Origin of the sequence: Streptomyces sp. Edi4 (genome assembly GCF_040253615.1) — a bacterium.
In the GTDB taxonomy this organism is placed as follows: Bacteria; Actinomycetota; Actinomycetes; order Streptomycetales; family Streptomycetaceae; genus Streptomyces.
The window spans coordinates 3,381,234-3,396,124 of sequence record NZ_JBEJGY010000004.1 but is presented as its reverse complement, the minus strand read 5'-3'; the positions used below and the strand labels follow the sequence as shown (position 1 = coordinate 3,396,124).

16 protein-coding genes are annotated in these 14,891 nt (G+C 71.2%); 8 read left to right on the top strand and 8 right to left on the bottom strand.

Going from position 1 to position 14,891, the window contains the following annotated elements:
- Positions 1-22: 22 nt before the first annotated feature.
- Both ABR738_RS17430 and pfkB read left to right on the top strand, forming a co-directional pair.
- Positions 23-784 (top strand): DeoR/GlpR family DNA-binding transcription regulator, encoded by a 762-nt coding sequence (locus ABR738_RS17430; RefSeq protein ID WP_350230900.1) that lies wholly within the window; start codon positions 23-25, stop codon positions 782-784.
- The gene (gene pfkB / locus ABR738_RS17425; protein WP_350230899.1) at positions 781-1,731 is read left to right on the top strand and encodes a 1-phosphofructokinase; all 951 of its coding nucleotides are present in this window, start codon (positions 781-783) and stop codon (positions 1,729-1,731) included. The genes ABR738_RS17430 and pfkB overlap by 4 nt, the downstream gene beginning before the upstream one ends.
- A gap of 113 nt (positions 1,732-1,844) precedes the next feature.
- Here the strand turns inward: pfkB and ABR738_RS17420 are convergent, their stop codons facing one another.
- Positions 1,845-2,087 carry a hypothetical protein gene (locus ABR738_RS17420; protein WP_350230898.1) on the bottom strand — a complete coding sequence of 81 codons (243 nt, stop codon included), beginning with the start codon at positions 2,085-2,087 and terminating at the stop codon, positions 1,845-1,847.
- 131 nt (positions 2,088-2,218) lie between these two features.
- Between ABR738_RS17420 and ABR738_RS17415 the strand changes: the two genes are divergently transcribed.
- Positions 2,219-2,473 (top strand): hypothetical protein, encoded by a 255-nt coding sequence (locus ABR738_RS17415; RefSeq protein WP_350230897.1) that lies wholly within the window; start codon positions 2,219-2,221, stop codon positions 2,471-2,473.
- Positions 2,474-2,513: 40 nt separating this feature from the next.
- Here ABR738_RS17415 and ABR738_RS17410 read toward each other — a convergent pair whose 3' ends face one another.
- From ABR738_RS17410 to ABR738_RS17395, 4 genes are all read right to left on the bottom strand, one after another.
- A complete protein-coding gene (locus ABR738_RS17410) occupies positions 2,514-3,503 on the bottom strand; it encodes a DUF6227 family protein (RefSeq protein WP_350230896.1) in 990 nt (329 codons plus the stop codon).
- A 157-nt stretch (positions 3,504-3,660) separates the two neighbouring features.
- On the bottom strand, positions 3,661-4,959 hold the full coding sequence (locus ABR738_RS17405) for a L,D-transpeptidase (RefSeq protein WP_350230895.1): 1,299 nt from the start codon (positions 4,957-4,959) through the stop codon (positions 3,661-3,663).
- Between the two features lie 112 nt (positions 4,960-5,071).
- Positions 5,072-6,115 carry a P1 family peptidase gene (locus ABR738_RS17400; protein ID WP_350230894.1) on the bottom strand — a complete coding sequence of 348 codons (1,044 nt, stop codon included), beginning with the start codon at positions 6,113-6,115 and terminating at the stop codon, positions 5,072-5,074.
- 47 nt (positions 6,116-6,162) lie between these two features.
- Entirely contained in the window at positions 6,163-7,200 is a 1,038-nt protein-coding gene (locus tag ABR738_RS17395) for a helix-turn-helix domain-containing protein (RefSeq protein ID WP_350230893.1), read from the bottom strand.
- Positions 7,201-7,272: 72 nt separating this feature from the next.
- Between ABR738_RS17395 and ABR738_RS17390 the strand changes: the two genes are divergently transcribed.
- Both ABR738_RS17390 and ABR738_RS17385 read left to right on the top strand, forming a co-directional pair.
- Positions 7,273-7,536, top strand: a complete 264-nt coding sequence (locus ABR738_RS17390; RefSeq protein ID WP_350230892.1) for a hypothetical protein — start codon at positions 7,273-7,275, stop codon at positions 7,534-7,536.
- Positions 7,536-7,736: a hypothetical protein gene (locus tag ABR738_RS17385; protein ID WP_350230891.1), complete on the top strand. Its 201-nt coding sequence runs from the start codon at positions 7,536-7,538 to the stop codon at positions 7,734-7,736. Before ABR738_RS17390 ends, ABR738_RS17385 begins: the two co-directional genes overlap by 1 nt.
- Here ABR738_RS17385 and ABR738_RS17380 read toward each other — a convergent pair whose 3' ends face one another.
- From ABR738_RS17380 to ABR738_RS17370, 3 genes are all read right to left on the bottom strand, one after another.
- Positions 7,737-8,324, bottom strand: coding sequence for a histidine phosphatase family protein (locus tag ABR738_RS17380; protein ID WP_350230890.1), 588 nt, complete (start codon positions 8,322-8,324; stop codon positions 7,737-7,739).
- A 159-nt stretch (positions 8,325-8,483) separates the two neighbouring features.
- Positions 8,484-8,765: a hypothetical protein gene (locus ABR738_RS17375; RefSeq protein WP_350230889.1), complete on the bottom strand. Its 282-nt coding sequence runs from the start codon at positions 8,763-8,765 to the stop codon at positions 8,484-8,486.
- Between the two features lie 56 nt (positions 8,766-8,821).
- Positions 8,822-9,982, bottom strand: a complete 1,161-nt coding sequence (locus ABR738_RS17370) for a low temperature requirement protein A (protein ID WP_350230888.1) — start codon at positions 9,980-9,982, stop codon at positions 8,822-8,824.
- A 577-nt stretch (positions 9,983-10,559) separates the two neighbouring features.
- Between ABR738_RS17370 and ABR738_RS17365 the strand changes: the two genes are divergently transcribed.
- The 3 genes from ABR738_RS17365 (at position 10,560) to ABR738_RS17355 (ending at position 14,890) form a co-directional block, all read left to right on the top strand.
- Entirely contained in the window at positions 10,560-11,306 is a 747-nt protein-coding gene (locus tag ABR738_RS17365) for a DUF1838 family protein (protein WP_350230887.1), read from the top strand.
- Between the two features lie 159 nt (positions 11,307-11,465).
- Entirely contained in the window at positions 11,466-12,593 is a 1,128-nt protein-coding gene (locus ABR738_RS17360; RefSeq protein WP_502964102.1) for an MFS transporter, read from the top strand.
- A complete protein-coding gene (locus ABR738_RS17355) occupies positions 12,590-14,890 on the top strand; it encodes a molybdopterin oxidoreductase family protein (protein WP_350230886.1) in 2,301 nt (766 codons plus the stop codon). The genes ABR738_RS17360 and ABR738_RS17355 overlap by 4 nt, the downstream gene beginning before the upstream one ends.
- Position 14,891: the final 1 nt, after the last annotated feature.

The window sequence follows — 14,891 nt, the reverse complement described above, 5'->3', positions numbered from 1 at the left end:
CAGGGAACGGACGTAACCAAACGTGTACGCACCGGAGCGGCAGCAGGAGATCCTACGGATCGCGCGGGAGAGCGGGCGCGTGGACGTGCTCACGCTCGCCGAGACCTTCCAGGTCACCGCCGAGACCGTACGGCGCGATCTGAAGGCACTCGACCGGGCCGGCCTGGTGCGCCGGGTGCACGGTGGCGCCATCCCGGCCGGACGGCTCGACTTCGAACCCGACCTCGCCGAGCGCGAGTCCACCGCCGCCGACGAGAAGCACCGCATCGCCCGGGCCGCCCTCGCCGAGCTCCCCACCGAGGGCAGCGTCATCCTCGACGCGGGATCGACCATCGCCCGGTTCGCCGCCGAGCTGCCCCTGGAGAGCGGGCTCACCCTCGTCACCCACGCCCTGCCCGTCGCCGCCCGGCTCGCCGACCACCCCGCCATCGACCTCCACCTCGTCGGCGGCCGGATCCGCCACCGCACCCGGGCCGCCGTGGACGCCTGGGCGCTGCGCGCCTACGGCGAGATCCGCGCCGACGTCATCTTCCTCGGCGCCAACGGCTTCTGTGCCGCCCACGGCCTGACCACCCCCGACCTCGCCGAGTCCGCCGTCAAGCGTGCCGCGATCGGCGCCGCCCGCCGGGTCGTCCTGCTCGCCGACTCCACCAAGCACGGCCAGGAGCACTTCGCCCGCTTCGCCGACATGGCCGACGTGGACGTCCTGATCACCGACCGCGGGCTCGCCCCCGAGGACGCCGCCGCCATCGAGGCCGCCGGCACGGACGTGATCACGGTATGAACATCCTGACCGTCACGCCCAACCCCAGCCTCGACCGCACCTACGAGATCCCGGGCCTGCGCCGGGGCGAGGTGCTGCGGGCCGGCCGGGAGCGGGTGGACCCCGGCGGCAAGGGCGTCAACGTCTCGCGCGCCGTCGCGGCCGCCGGGCACCGCACGGCGGCCGTCCTGCCGCTGGGCGGCGCCCCCGGCGACCTGCTCGCCGAACTGCTCGCCGCCGAAGGCATCGAGGTCGCCGCCGTCCCCGTCGCCGGCCGCACCCGGTCCAACATCGCGCTCGTCGAAGCGGACGGCACCCTGACCAAGATCAACGCGCCGGGCCCCGAACTGAGCGCCGCCGAGAGCGAGTCGCTGCTCGCCGCCGTACGGGAGCACTCCGCGCGGGCCGACTGGATCGCCTGCGGCGGCAGCCTGCCGCTCGGCCTCTCCCCCCAGTGGTACGCAGGCCTCGTCGCCCGGGCCCACGCGGCGGGCGCCCGGGTCGCCCTTGACACCTCGGGCGCCTCACTCGTCGCCGCCCTGCGCGAGCGCCCCGACGTGGTCAAGCCCAACGCGGAGGAGCTGGCCCAGGCCGTCGGCCGCCCCCTGGCCACGATCGGCGACGCGGTCAAAGCGGCGGAAGAAGTACGGGAGTCGGGGGCCGGAGCGGTGCTCGCGAGCCTGGGCGTGGACGGCCAGCTGCTGGTCACCGCGTCCGGCATCTACTTCGCGCGCGCCTCCGTGGACGCCGTACGCAGCAACGTCGGAGCCGGTGACGCCTCGCTCGCCGGGTTCCTCATGGCGGGCGGCGAAGGCCCCGAGGCCCTGGCCGCCGCCGTCGCCCACGGCGCGGCCGCGGTCCGCCTCCCCGGCAGCGTGATGCCGGCCCCTGCCGACCTCGCCCCGGCGTCGGTCACGGTCACGCAAGCGGTACCGCTGGACCGCCCGCTGAGGTCACCGGCGTCCTGAGCCGGCCCCGAACTGCCGTCGCCCGAGCGCGAGTTGGTGGGGGAGAGTTGACGGGTGGGAGCTGCCGCGGTGGGGCCGGAGCGTGCGGCAGACCCTCACGGGGTCCGGACCGGTTACCGGGTCAGCCGGTTGCCGGGGCCGTCGGGCCCGGGGTAGTCCGGATCGTCCTCACCGCTGGGCAGCGGGCGGTGGCCCTCGGACCAGTCATTGGTCCAGCCGCACACCCCGCAGGCGTAACGCCCGTCGAGACCCGCGACGCGGGTACCGCATTTACGGCAGTCCGCCTCGGTGATCTCCGGGGTGAACACGGGCTCGGGTTCGGGCAGTGGATCGAGCTCCGGCGGCCAGGGACTCATGCGGGGAGCGTACCGGTAGGGCCGAAGGGGCGGGGCGTCTTCGGATGTCATGACGTGACATGTACCACTTGGGGACCAAAGTCCCCGCAGCCCCTGCCGCAAGTCCCGGCCGGTGTTGTCTACTGGGGCCCGTGGCTCAGAACCTTACGATCATTCAGCAGATAGGCCTTTCCGTCCTCGCTGCGGCGAGTGTCGCCTGGGTCGTCGGACTGGTCCGCGTCCTGCGCCGTGAGCGCGTCGACCGGGCGCGGTGGCGCGCGGTGCGGCCGCTGCGGGCGGTCGGGCCGCAGGCGGGGCCGCCCGCCCGGGAGGCGGTGGCCCTCACCGAGGCCGAGCGCGACGCCTTCGCCGGCCTGGTCCGCCAGCTGGATCCCCGCCGGTCCTGACCGCGCGCGTACGCGGCCGGGCCCTGGGCGGGCCCGGGCCTCAACTCACGTGCGCGCGGCGCTCCATGGCGGTGCGCGCCGCCTGCTCGCTCCCGTACACCTCGCACATGTGGCGGCCGTCCGGCGTCGCCGTGTGCTCGACCTCCCACAGGCTCAGTTCGCTGCCGTCGAGCAGCAGGAACGCGTGCTCGTACAGCGTGAAGGCGGCCTCGTGGCCGCCCGCGCGGCTGTGGCTGCCGAACGCCTGGGTGATCCAGTGCGCGCGCGCCGCCCGCAGTCGCAGCGCGGTGTGGTGGCCGGGCCGGTCGCGGTTCTCGGCGCGGCGCAGCAGCCGGCGTGCGTGGTCGGCGGAGTCGTCGGGGGCGTACGGCTGCGGGCGTTCCGCGCCCGGCGCGGTGCGGGGGTGCTCCGCGAGGGCGTCCGGGCCGAGCCCCGACTCCCAGGAGGCGTCGAAGCCCTGGAGCTCGGCGAAACCCCTGAGGTCTCTGAGGTCCTGGAGACCTTGGAGGCCTTGGAGGCCTTGGAGGTCCTGGAGCCGGGCGAGCGGCGAGTCGAGGAGCGGGTCGAGAAGCGGGGGCGGGTCGAGAAGCGGGAGCGGGTCCGCCAACTCACCTTTTTGGCGAGCGAGTTCGTCGGCATCCGTGGCCCCCGCGTCCGCCGGGAGCGCCTTGCGGCGCAGGCGGGCCGCGGCGATGCGGGCCTCGTCCTCGGCCGCGTACACCTCGTGGGCGTACTCGCGGCCGTCGTGATGGGTCACTTCCCACAGGGTGACGGTGGTGCCGTCCAGGAGCAGATAGCAGTGCCGGTAGGTCTCGCGGCTCAGGCGGTGGCCGGCCGTGCCCGCCGCCGACGTGTGCAGCGAGGAGTGGAGCGAAGTGGTGTGCGCCATCGCGGAGTCGAGGCGTTCGACGAGCTCGTCCGGCAGGTCGAAGGAGTTCAGGGCCCGCCCCAGGAGCGCGGCCAGCTGGGCCTGCGCCGTTTCGTCGCCGGGGCCGCGCTCGCCGTCGAGCGGGTGGGGCACATGGAGCACCAAGGTTTCTCCTGGCCGTCGCTGTTGGTCACGTAGAAGGTGCTCAACGTAGCTCCTGGGGGCCGATCGCGCAGCGGGGATGGCCGAAACTTTTCCGGCCGGCACCCCACGAAGGGGTTACCGGCCGGTGAAGTTCCGCCTACGGGACGGGAGTTGGTCAGGAGGCGCTGTCCGCCGTCCACTGGGACCAGGGCAGGTTCCAGCCGTTGAGGCCGTTGTCCGGGGCGATGGTCTTGTCGGGCGAGCCCTTCACCACGACGACGTCACCGACGAGGCTGTGGTCGAACATCCACTTGGCCGGAGTGTCGCCGCCGGCGCCCTGGACGTCCTTCATGCCGACGCAGCCGTGGCTGGTGCCGTCATTGCCGAAGGGGTCGCCCTTGTACCAGTAGTTGCCGTGCATGAAGGTGCCGGAGCTGGACAGGCGCATCGCGTGCGGCACGTCCTTGATGTCGTACTCACCGCCGAAGCCCACGCTGTCGCCGTTCATGCGGGTCTGCGTGAACTTCTCCGATATCACCATCTGCCCGTTGTAGGTGGGGTGTTCGGCGCTGCCGGTGGAGACGGGGATCGTCTTGATGGTCTTGCCGTCCTGCTGGACGGTCATCTCCTGCGTCTTCACGTCCACCGTGGAGACCTGGTTGCGGCCGATGGTGAAGCTGACGTCCTTCTTCTGGACGCCGTAGACGCCCTTGGCGCCCTCGACCTTGTCCAGGTCAATCTTCATCGTCACCTTGGACCCGGCCTTCCAGTAGTCCTCGGGGCGGAAGTCGAGACGCTGGGAGTTGAACCAGTGCCCGACGACCTGCTGCCCGCTGCTGCTGGCGACGGTGATGTGGGAGAGGACGTCCTTCTTGTTGGTGATCGGCTTGTCGAAGGTGAAGGAGACCGGCATGCCGACGCCCACCGTGGAGCCGTCATCGGGGGTGTAGGTGCCGATGAAGCTGTCCTTGGCCGACACGGTGGTGAACTGGGAGTTCTCCGTCGCGGCCCGGCCCTTGTCGTCCTTGCCGTTCGCGGTGATCTTGTACTGGGTGCCGCGCTCGACCTTGCCGGTCGGCTTCCAGGACAGACCGTCGGCCGCGAGCTGGCCGGGCACGGCCTTGCCGCCCTGCGCCTCGGTCATCGTCACGTCGGAGAGCTTGCCGCCCTCCGCCTTGACGGCGACGTCGTTGATGGAGGCGTTGGCGGAGCCGTCCTTCGCGGAGATGGTGATCTTCAGCGTGGAGGCGTCCTTGGCGGCCGCGGCGTCCGAGCCCTTGCCGTTCTTGCCGTCGTCGTTGGCCTTGGCGTCCCCGCCGCAGGCGGTCAGCGCGAGCGCGCCGACCAGAAGTCCGGCGGCACCCGCGATCAGCCGGACGCGGCGCCGGGCCTGCCCACGCGAGGGGCGCGCGGTGCCGTACTGCTGAGGGTGCGCTGCGTTGTCCGACGCCGGCGGTGTCACGGGCTGCTCCATGTCTGCGTTATGTACTGCGAATTGAATCCAGTACGGGCATAGAGCACCCAAATGGGCCACCCGGTTGCGGGTGGCGATTGTGGCGGCGGTCACATTGACGCGCGGCGGAGCCTCAACTCCCGTACAGATCCCTATAAGAGGGGAATGTCCCCCCGGGTCCTTCGATGCTTGTCGCGGCCCGCACCCCCCGGACGATGGCCCGCGCCACGACGTCCGCCCCGGCGGCCAGGACGTGGTTCAACTCCGCCGGGCTCAGCGGGCCGGGCGCGGCGCCGCCGTCCGCACCGTGCGTCCCGGTCGCCAGGGCGAACACGGTGTCGCCGTCGTGCATCAGGTGGACGGGGCGGATCGCGCGGGCCAGCCCGTCGTGCGAGGTCCCGGCGAGCTTGCGGGCCTGCGGCCGGCTGAGCGGGGCGTCGGTGGCCACGACGGCCAGCGTGGTGTTGAGCGGCGGAAGCCCCATCCGCTCCCGGGCCTGGGCGATCCGCGCCTGGGCCGCCAAGTGGGTTACGTCGGAAGGCGGTTGGAGCGGCCCGGTCCCGTACTCCCCGTACAGGATCCCGGTGTGCGGGTCGATGGGCGAGCCGACGGCGTTCACGACGGCCAGCGCGGCGACGGTGACCCCCGAGGCGAGCCGGACACTGGCGGTGCCGACCCCGCCCTTGATCCCCCCGACCACCGCCCCGGCCCCTGCCCCCACATTGCCCTCGGCGACCTCACGCCCGGCGCTCCCGGCCGCCTCTGCGGCCGCCCGGCCCACCGACGCGTCGGGCCGGGCCCGCCAGTCGCCGCCGCGCCCCAGGTCGAACAGACAGGCCGCGGGCACGACCGGGACCACCTGGTACGGCTCGGGGCCCACCCGCACCCCGCGCCCCTGCTCCTCCAGCCACGCCACGACCCCGCCCACGGCGTCGAGCCCGTACGCGCTGCCGCCGGTCAGGACCACGGCGTCGATCCGCTCGACGACGTTCTCCGGGTCGAGCGCGTCGGTCTCCCGCGTGCCGGGCCCGCCCCCGCGCACCGCGACGGCGGCCACGGCACCACCCGGCGGGGCGAGGACGACGGTGGTCCCGCTCAGAGCCCCGGGCCCGCCCACGACCGCGTGGCCGACGCGGAACCCGGGGACGTCGGTGAGGGAGTCGCGGGGGGTGTCCATGCCTACCAGGGTGCGCCCCCGACGCGGCTCCGGTAAAGGGAAGTGGGCTAGCCCTTGAACCCGGCTACGAACGTCGCCCAAGCGGCCGGGGTGGTGGTCAGAGTGGGGCCGCCTCGGGAGCCGTGTTTGCTGTCGCGGACCGGGATGATGCCAGGGAGGTTCGTGGCCACCTCGACGCAAGCGCCTTCGTTGTTGCTGTGGGTGGACTTCCGGAAGTCGGCTCCGGTCACATCGTGCGGCTGCGTCCTGCTCATCTTGGTCATGTCCTCCTGTGCAAGTCGGATCATCGCCACCGACTCACTGGGTGTAAGAGCAAGTGCTTGCAGGTAATCGTAGACCAGCCCGAATCGGGCGACTTTGGTTGGTTCCTCAAAGAGCTGGCCGATAGAACTGCCCTCCAGGTAGGCCACGTTCGCGCGATCGGGCAACGCCAGCAGAATCAGCGAACCTCCCAGAGCGGGATGCGCCCCGATGGTCTCCGGGAGCACTTGAATATGCACTGCGGGGTGGTCTGCCATTGCCGCGAGATGGCCGAGTTGCTCCGCCATGAGGAGCGGCCCGCCAACGGGGCGGCGCAGCAAAGACTCCTCCAGGATGAACCAGAGGGCGGGTGACGCGGCGCGTTGGATGATCTCCTGCCGCTGTAGGCGAGTGGCCAGCTGAGCATCCACGCCGCCAGTCGGTGAGGGCTTGCGGATGAGTCCTGCCGTCAGGACAGTGCGGGCGTAGTCGGGGGTCTGCAACAAGCCGGGCACGTGCATAGGGGCGTACTCGCTGTAGCTGACGGCCCGGCTTTCGAGGTCGATGTACAGGGCCAGCCAATCCGGAACGGCGGGACGGTTGTCCACCAGGACCATCAGGCGTTCCAGGATCCCGTCCGTCCCCAGCGCCGCGTCGAGGTCTCTGGCGTTGTCGAGGGTCGCGGGAATCGTCGCGTTCTCGATCTGCCCGATCCGGGACACCGCCATATGGGCCTTCTCCGCCAACTTGGCCTGCGGCCAGCCCAGAGCGCGGCGCAGCCGCAGGACTTCCTGCCCCAGAAACCACGCTGGGGAGAGCTCCGGTTCAGGCCGGGTGTTCGGCACGGGCCACCGCCCCTCTCTAATTCCTGCTCTTAGAGCCCTGACCACTCCCAACGTAGCCACTAGGAGGGCAAGTTGAGGGTCGTCAAGAAAAACGACCCCGAACGAGGGGCGGAGCGCAGCGTGGAGGCGAGCTATATGCGGAGTGGACGGTACGCGGTCGATATGGACACCGGCAGTGTGGGGGAGATCGTCGGCCGGTATGCCGGGTCGGTGTTTCTGCGGCCCCCCGGAGGCGGCCGGGAATGGGTCGTCGCACCCCACCGCCTGCGTCCGCCCACCGAACCCGAACTTCGGCGCGCCGAGATGTACGGCACCCCCATCGGCGGTGAACGCTGATGTGGGCCGTGCAGCCCTCGGCGGGGCTGGACGCGTGGCTCTACCGGGCCGACCCCGTGGAGGGATGCGACGGCTGCGCCCGGGCCATGCTGCGGCTCGCCGCGGCGGAACGGGCGGGCCACCAGACGGCACGGTACGAGGCGTCCCGCGACGTGCGGGCGCACCCGCGTCACGCGGAGGATGCGGCGCAGGACCTCTGACTACGGAACGTTCCAGGCGGCGATGACCGGCTGGTCGTCCTCCGTCGCGAGGAAGCTGAGCGTCCCCGGATGCGGGTGGCCCAGGAGGCGGCTCGCGGACGGGGGCAGGCCGAGCCAGCGCACGGTGAGGACGCGCGCCAGGTGGCCGTGCGCGACGACGGCCACGTCGCCCTCGCCCAGGAGGGGCCGGACGCGGTCGAGCACCGCGTCCGTGCGCGCCGCCACCTGCGCGAGCTGTTCGCCGGGGTGGTCCGCGTCGCCGGGGATCACGCCGTCGCGCCACAGGTCCCAGCCCGGGCGCGTCGCGCGGATCTGGTCGGCGGACAGGCCTTCGTAGCCGCCGTAGTCCCACTCCAGCAGATCGGGGTCGGGTTCGGCGCCGGTCAGGCCGGCCAGCTCGGCCGTCCGCGTGGCCCGGCTCAGCGGGCTGCTGAACACGGCGACCAGGCCACGGGCCGCCAGCCGGGGAGCGAGGGCGCGGGCCGCCGCCTCGCCCGCCCCGGTCAGGGGGACGTCGGTGCGTCCGGCGTGCTGCCCGGTCAGGCTCCACTCGGTCTGGCCGTGCCTGATCACTATGAGTTCACCCATGGCCGGGCAGGTTAGTCGATCTCGCGGTCCCGGTCCGGGGGTGCTGCTGACCCCTCGTGCCCAGCCCGTCGTACCTGGCCTTGACCCGTCGCGCCGAGCCTTGTGCGTTCCCGCCGAAATCGGAGCACCGGCTGCGTCCCGGGCCGAGACGGCGCCCCGCTACGAACCGGATCCATCAATGGCACTTTCTGTGGCGGCCGCCGACTCGGCGAGTGCGCGGACGACGAGGAGAGCTGTCGCCTCGTCACGAATACCCGTGGCCTCTCCCTGCTCCATGATCATGTGCGCCGCTCCGTACGCGGTGGCCTGAGCCAACGGGTATTCCCCCAGGACCAGATCCCGCCCGATGATCTCGATGATGGTGTCGAGGTCGGGCACGACGTCGTAAAGGTTCTTGCCGTCTGCCCACACGGCTTCTCGGGCTCTCGGCTCTTCAGTCATGAACGAGATCTTCGCACCGGCTGGACGGCAGTTCCGCGAGGGAGTGGGGAGGCACTTCACGGCGTGGCCGGGGCTTCGGGGCGGCGGCGGTTGAGGGTCCAGCCGACCGCCACCGTCAGCGCGGCCACCGCGCCGGCCAGTGGCACCGCTGCGCGCCCCGCGAACGTGCAGGCCACGATCGCCAACGCGGCCACTGGCAGCACCAATTGCTGAGCGGCGCCCCGCTTGAAGTGGCGGGAGTGCAGGAGCCATACCGTCAGCAGGAACAGGGCCGCCGGAACCGTCACGGCGGAGGCGGCCGCGTGCGAGGAGATGTGGGCCTTGCCGACGGTCTGCTCGATCGCGACCTCCATGCCCGCGCCGATCGCCGCGGCCGAGGCGAACACCATGTAGTGGCCGTAACCCCACACCAGGGCCCGCCGGTTGGACGTCAGATGGTCGTGGATGGGTACCGCGAAGTAGATCCACCACGCGGCGAACACGATGAGCAGACCGCCCGCCGCGAGCGGCAGTAGATCACCGAGCTCGTCGTGCTCGTCGAGGGCTTCCTGTACGGCGATGGTGGCCGCCGACACCGTCTCGCCGAGCACGATCAGCGTGAACAGGCCGTACCGTTCGGCGATGTGGTGTGGATGCCAGGTCGTGGTGTGCCGGCGTTCGGCGATCATCGGGACGCTCAGTTCGGCGAGGGCGAGCAGCGGAAAGAGCCAGGTGCGGGTGGAGTCCGGTACGAACAGCACGCCGACCCAGCCGAGCTGGCACACCACGAGGCCGGCGGCGTAGCGCAGGCACGTCTGGCGTTCGTCCGGTTCCTGGCTGGTCAGCGCGGCGCGCAGCCACTGGCTTGTCAGCGCGAGCCGCATCACGATGTAGCCGACGACGGCGATCGTGAAGTCCCCGGCGTCGAAAGCGCGCGGGACGCCCGCCGCGAGGATGAGTACGCCGGTGATCTGGACGAGGGTCACCACGCGGTACAGGGCGTCGTCCGTGTCGTACGCGGAGGCGAACCACGTGAAGTTCATCCAGGCCCACCAGATGGCGAAGAACACCGTGGCGTATCCGGCGAGGCCCGCCAGTACGTGGCCTTCGGCCAGGGCGTGGACCAGGCGGGCGCCGGCCTGGGCGACGGCGACGACGAAGCAGAGGTCGAAGAACAGCTCCAGCGGGGTCGAGGCGCGGTGGTGTTCGTGGCGGTTGCGGGCGGTCATGCGTGGCATGGGGTCAGCGAACCAGACCGGGCGGGGCGGGGTCGCCCTCAACGCGGTGGGCCTCGCGGATTGCCACGGATGCCACGACCTCCCCACGGGGCCCACCCCCAGCCCCGGCCCCACCGGGCAGGCCGAGCGTGTCGCGTGCCGGCCCCCACCGGATGCCCAGGGGCGCGGGGAACTGCGCGCTCAGCCACGCACGGCCCGCAGCCGAAAGCCGACGCCTTGGGGCTCCGCCCCAAACCCCGTTCGCGCCTGAAGGGCGCTCGTCCTCAAACGCCGGACGGGCTGACTATGCCTATGCGGGCCAGCGTCGACCCTGTCAGGGGCGCGGGGAACTGCGCGACGAGCCCGCACGGCCCGCAGCCGAAAGCCGACGCCTTGGGGCTCCGCCCCAAACCCCGTTCGCGCCTGAAGGGCGCTCGTCCTCAAACGCCGGACGGGCTGACCATGCCGATGCGGGCCAGGATCGGACGCCTCAGGGGCGCGGGGAACTGCGCAACCAGCCCCGCAGGCCAGCGCGTACCCTCGGCCACGCGTCACGCGCCGAGGTTTCCCCGCCGCGCCGGCGCGCAGAGTAACCCGTATGACCACACCCGCCGAAAGCCTCCGCCAACTCGCCCGCACCCGCGCCTCCTTGGACGGCGAGGAAGTCACCTACTGGTGGTCGGGAGACGTGTACTCCTGGGCCCCGGACGAGCCCTACCAGCGCCTCTTCGGGTTCGAGGGCGTCAACGTCGCCCGGCTCGTCCAGGACGACGACGCCGCGCCGGACGCGTACCAACTGCTCACCCGCGAGGCCGCGTTCTATCTCGACCCCGTCACCCGCAAGATCCTCGACACCTGGCAGGACCTCCCCGTCACGCACATCTGGAACGACCCCGCCAACCAGAAGTGGCGTCCCTTCCCGATCCCGACCACGGAGCTCGGCGGCCAGATCTGCTTCAGTCTGGAGATCCCGCTCTCCTACCCCTCGCCGCTGCCGGTCGCGCAGTACCCCGAGCACTCGGCGGGGGACACCTACCAGGCGCTGGAACTGTTCCAGTTCTTCGCCGACCGCGTCGACTTGGCCGGCCCCGCGCCCAGCGTCCCCGCCACGATGTCGTGGACCCGCATGTCACCGTGGGTCCCCTGGATGGCCCGGGGCCAACGGCCCGGCGGGCTCGCCTACCACTGCCGCGGTCGCAAACTCGCCTCGTACGCCGAGGTCCCCGAACGCACCCGCGCCCACATCGCCGACCACCACCCCGAGTTCGCCCACGCACCCGAGAAGTGGAGCGAGCCGAACGAGACCAGCTGGACCTACTTCCGCAAGCACAACCCGCCGGCGTAGACCCTGGGCCGGTCGCCGCACGAGCCGGCTACGGCTGCCCCGGCTTCGGTTGCCCCGGACACGGTTGCCCCGGACACGGTTGCCCCGGACACGGAGGCGACTCACCCTGTTGATCCCTAAAACAGGGGGTTCAAGGGGGAACGTCCCTACTGTGAAGGAGTGACCGAGCCACCCGCACCCCCCGCGGCGGCGCCGGACGCGTCCTCGCCGGACGTGTCGCGCACGACGCCACCGGGACCCGCGACGCCCCGCGCCCGCGCCCCCCGCTCCGTCGCGCTGCGGGCGACACTGGCCGGGACAGTCGTCTCCGTGCTGCTCGTGCTGGCCATCGTGTTCGGCAGCAGGCTGCTCAAGGACTTCGACTCCGCGCTCCTTCCCTACGCGGTCGCCACCGTGTTCCTGGCCTTCGGTGTCGCCTACCGCTACACCGTGTGGATCTCCTCTCCTGGCGCGCGCCGCCTCTTCCGGCAGGGGTGGCGCAGCCTGTTCTCGGCCGCCAATTTCCGCAAGGCGCCCACCGCCCTGCCGAGGATGATCGCCACCTACCTCGGCTTCCAGAAGTTCCTCGGCGCCCGCTCGCACGCCCGGTGGGCCGCGCACCAGTTGATCTTCTGGGGCTGCCTGCTGGCCGCCGCGATCACCTTCCCGCTGACCTGGGGCTGGTTCACCTTCACCGGGGACTCCGGCGCCGGCCCCGGATATGAGATGCGGATCTGGGGGTTCAAGATCCTCGGTTTCGACTCGCTGAGCGTGCCGGGCTGGCTGATGTTCCACGGCCTGGACATCGCCGCCGTCCTGGTGATCCCCGGCGCCTCGTACTTCCTGTGGCGCCGGATGAAGGACCGCGGAGCCATCACAGGACAGCGCTTCGGATATGACCTCCTGCCGCTGATCGCGCTGATCGTGATCTCCGTGACGGGGCTGCTGCTCACCTTCTCCTCGATCTTCCTGCACGGCGGGGGCTACGAGTTCCTGGCCGTCCTGCACATGGTGTCGGTGGTCTTCACGCTCATCCACATCCCCTTCGGCAAGTTCTTCCACATCGTGCAGCGGCCGGCCGGGGTCGGCATGCAGCTCTTCAAATACACCTCCCGTCAGGACGAGCGGGCCTTTGCGTGCAAGCGCTGCGGCGAGCCGATCGACACGGTCGCCTATGTCGAGAACCTGCGCGGCACCATGCGCGACCTGTCGCTCGACTTCGACGCCTGGGCCGCCTACTGCCCGCGCTGCAAGCGGGTACTGCGCGGTTCCGCCTACCTCAGCCACGTCAAGAAGGGCTTCAAGTGAGCAGCCGGCCCCTTCCGCTCGACCCCTCCATCGCACCGCCCGGCACCCGCGACTTCCGGGACGCCGGCGGCATCCCGGCCGACCGGTGGCACGCCGACCAGAACGGCGAAACCCTCGTACCGACCCACTGCTGCTTCTGCGGGGTGCAGTGCGGCATGTATCTGCGGGTGGACCGGGCGGGCAAGGTGTTCGGGGTGGAGCCGCGCAACCACGACATCAACCGGATGCGCCTGTGTCCCAAGGGCATCAACGCCTATCAGCAGGTCAACCACCCCGACCGGCTGACCGCCCCGCTCATGCGCCGCTCCCGCGACGAGCCGTTCCGCGAGGTCTCCTGGGAGGAAGCGCTCGACTTCACCGCCGCCGAGGTCCGCCGCATCCAGGGCGCCCACGGCAACGACGCGTTCGGGCTGCTCGGCGGGGCGAGCCTGTTCTCGGAGAAGACGTACCTGGTCGGCAAGTTCGCCCGGGTCGCGCTCAAGACGCGGCACGTCGACTACAACGGCCGACTGTGCATGGTCTCGGCGGCCGGCGCCAACAAGCTCGCCTTCGGCATCGACCGCGCCGGCAACCCCTTCTCCGACATCCTGCTCACCGACTGCCTCCTGATCGCCGGGTCCAACGTCGGGGAGTGCTTCCCCGTGATGACCCAGTACCTGTGGGGGGCCCGGGACCGAGGCGCCACCCTGATCGTGATCGACCCGCGCGAGACGGCCATCGCGCGCACCGCCGACATCCACGTCGCCCTCAAACCCGGCACCGACGCGGCCTTCTTCAACGCCGTACTGCACGTCGTGATCGAGGAAAACCTCGTCGACGAGGAGTTCGTCGCCGCGCACACCACCGGGTGGGACGAGGTGCGCGCCGCCGTCGCCGACTGCACGCCTGAGACGGCCGGTGACATCTGCGGGGTCCCCGCCTCGCAGGTCGTCCAGGTCGCCCGGGCCTTCGCGGGCGCGGGCCGGGCGATGGCCTGGCACGCGCGAGGCATCGAACACCATTCGCAGGGTGTCGAGAACTGCCTGACCGTCATCAACCTGTGCGCGGCCACCGGCAATCTCGGCAGACCCGGAGCGGGGTACGGCACCATCACCGGCCAGGGCAACGGGCAGGGCGGACGCGAGCACGGCCAGAAGTCCGACCTGCTGCCCGGCGGACGTTCCATCTCCAATCCCGAACACCGCCGCCAGATCTGTGAGATCTGGGGAATCGAGGAGACCGAACTCCCACCGGCGGGCACCTCGATGATGGAAATGGTCTGGCAGATGCAGCGCCACGAGATCCGCGGCCTGATCGGCATCTGCAACAACCCGTTCGTCTCCCTCCCCAACTACACGACGGTGAAATCCGGTTACGACGCCCTCGAGTTCCACGCTCAATTCGACTTCTTCCTCTCCGAGACCGCCGCCAACGCGCACGTGGTCCTCCCCGTGACCACCTGGGCCGAGGACGAGGGCGTGATGGCCAACGCCGAGGCCCGGGTGGTCAAGCACAACAAGGCCCAGGAGCCGCCCGCCGGGGTGCGCACCGACACGTGGGTGATGTGTCAGCTGGCCCAACGCCTGGGCGCGGGCGCCAAGTTCGCCTATCAGGGCTCCCGCGATGTCTTCGAGGAGCTGCGGCTCGCGTCGGCCGGAACGGTCAACGACTACTACGGCATCACCTATGAGCGGCTTGAGGAGACCGGCGGTATCGCCTGGCCCTGCCCCTCGACCGACCATCCCGGCACGCCCCGGCTGTTCGAGGACGGCAGGACCGCGCACCCCGACGGCAAGATCCATATGCAGGTCGTGGAGTGGCACCCGCCGATGGACCCGTACGACGAGGACCACCCGATGTCGCTGACCACGGGCCGCACCGTGGCGCACTTCCTGTCCGGCAACCAGACCCGCCGGCTCGGCGCGCTCGTCGAGCAGACGCCGCGCCCCTGGGTGGAGGTCCACCCCTCGCACGGCTTCCGCAACGGCGACCCGGTACGGGTGGTGACCCGGCGCGGCAGCGAGGTCTTCCCGGCCCTGGTCACCGCGGCCATCCGCCCCGACACCGTGTTCATCCCGTACCACTGGCCCGTCCCCACGGCCGCCAACGCGCTCACCATCGACGCCCTCGATCCGCGCTCGAAGATTCCCGAGTACAAGGTGTGTGCCTGCCGCATCGAGGCCGCCGAGCGGGTCGACGAGGTGCCAGCGCCACCGGTCGCGCCGGGGCACGTGGCGTATCCGGCGGCCCAGGTCTCGCGCACCGACCCCCTGCCTCCCACAGCTCCGCAGGGCCGTGGCACCGCGGAGAGGAGCTGAG

Excerpts from the sequence above, each read along its gene's own strand:
- pfkB (WP_350230899.1), top strand. The coding sequence starts at position 781 with ATGAACATCCTGACCGTCACGCCCAACCCCAGCCTCGACCGCACCTAC.
- ABR738_RS17420 (WP_350230898.1), bottom strand. The coding sequence starts at position 2,087 with ATGAGTCCCTGGCCGCCGGAGCTCGATCCACTGCCCGAACCCGAGCCC.
- ABR738_RS17405 (WP_350230895.1), bottom strand. The coding sequence starts at position 4,959 with ATGGAGCAGCCCGTGACACCGCCGGCGTCGGACAACGCAGCGCACCCT.
- ABR738_RS17400 (WP_350230894.1), bottom strand. The coding sequence starts at position 6,115 with ATGGACACCCCCCGCGACTCCCTCACCGACGTCCCCGGGTTCCGCGTC.
- ABR738_RS17385 (WP_350230891.1), top strand. The coding sequence starts at position 7,536 with ATGTGGGCCGTGCAGCCCTCGGCGGGGCTGGACGCGTGGCTCTACCGG.
- ABR738_RS17380 (WP_350230890.1), bottom strand. The coding sequence starts at position 8,324 with ATGGGTGAACTCATAGTGATCAGGCACGGCCAGACCGAGTGGAGCCTG.
- ABR738_RS17375 (WP_350230889.1), bottom strand. The coding sequence starts at position 8,765 with ATGACTGAAGAGCCGAGAGCCCGAGAAGCCGTGTGGGCAGACGGCAAG.
- ABR738_RS17370 (WP_350230888.1), bottom strand. The coding sequence starts at position 9,982 with ATGCCACGCATGACCGCCCGCAACCGCCACGAACACCACCGCGCCTCG.
- ABR738_RS17365 (WP_350230887.1), top strand. The coding sequence starts at position 10,560 with ATGACCACACCCGCCGAAAGCCTCCGCCAACTCGCCCGCACCCGCGCC.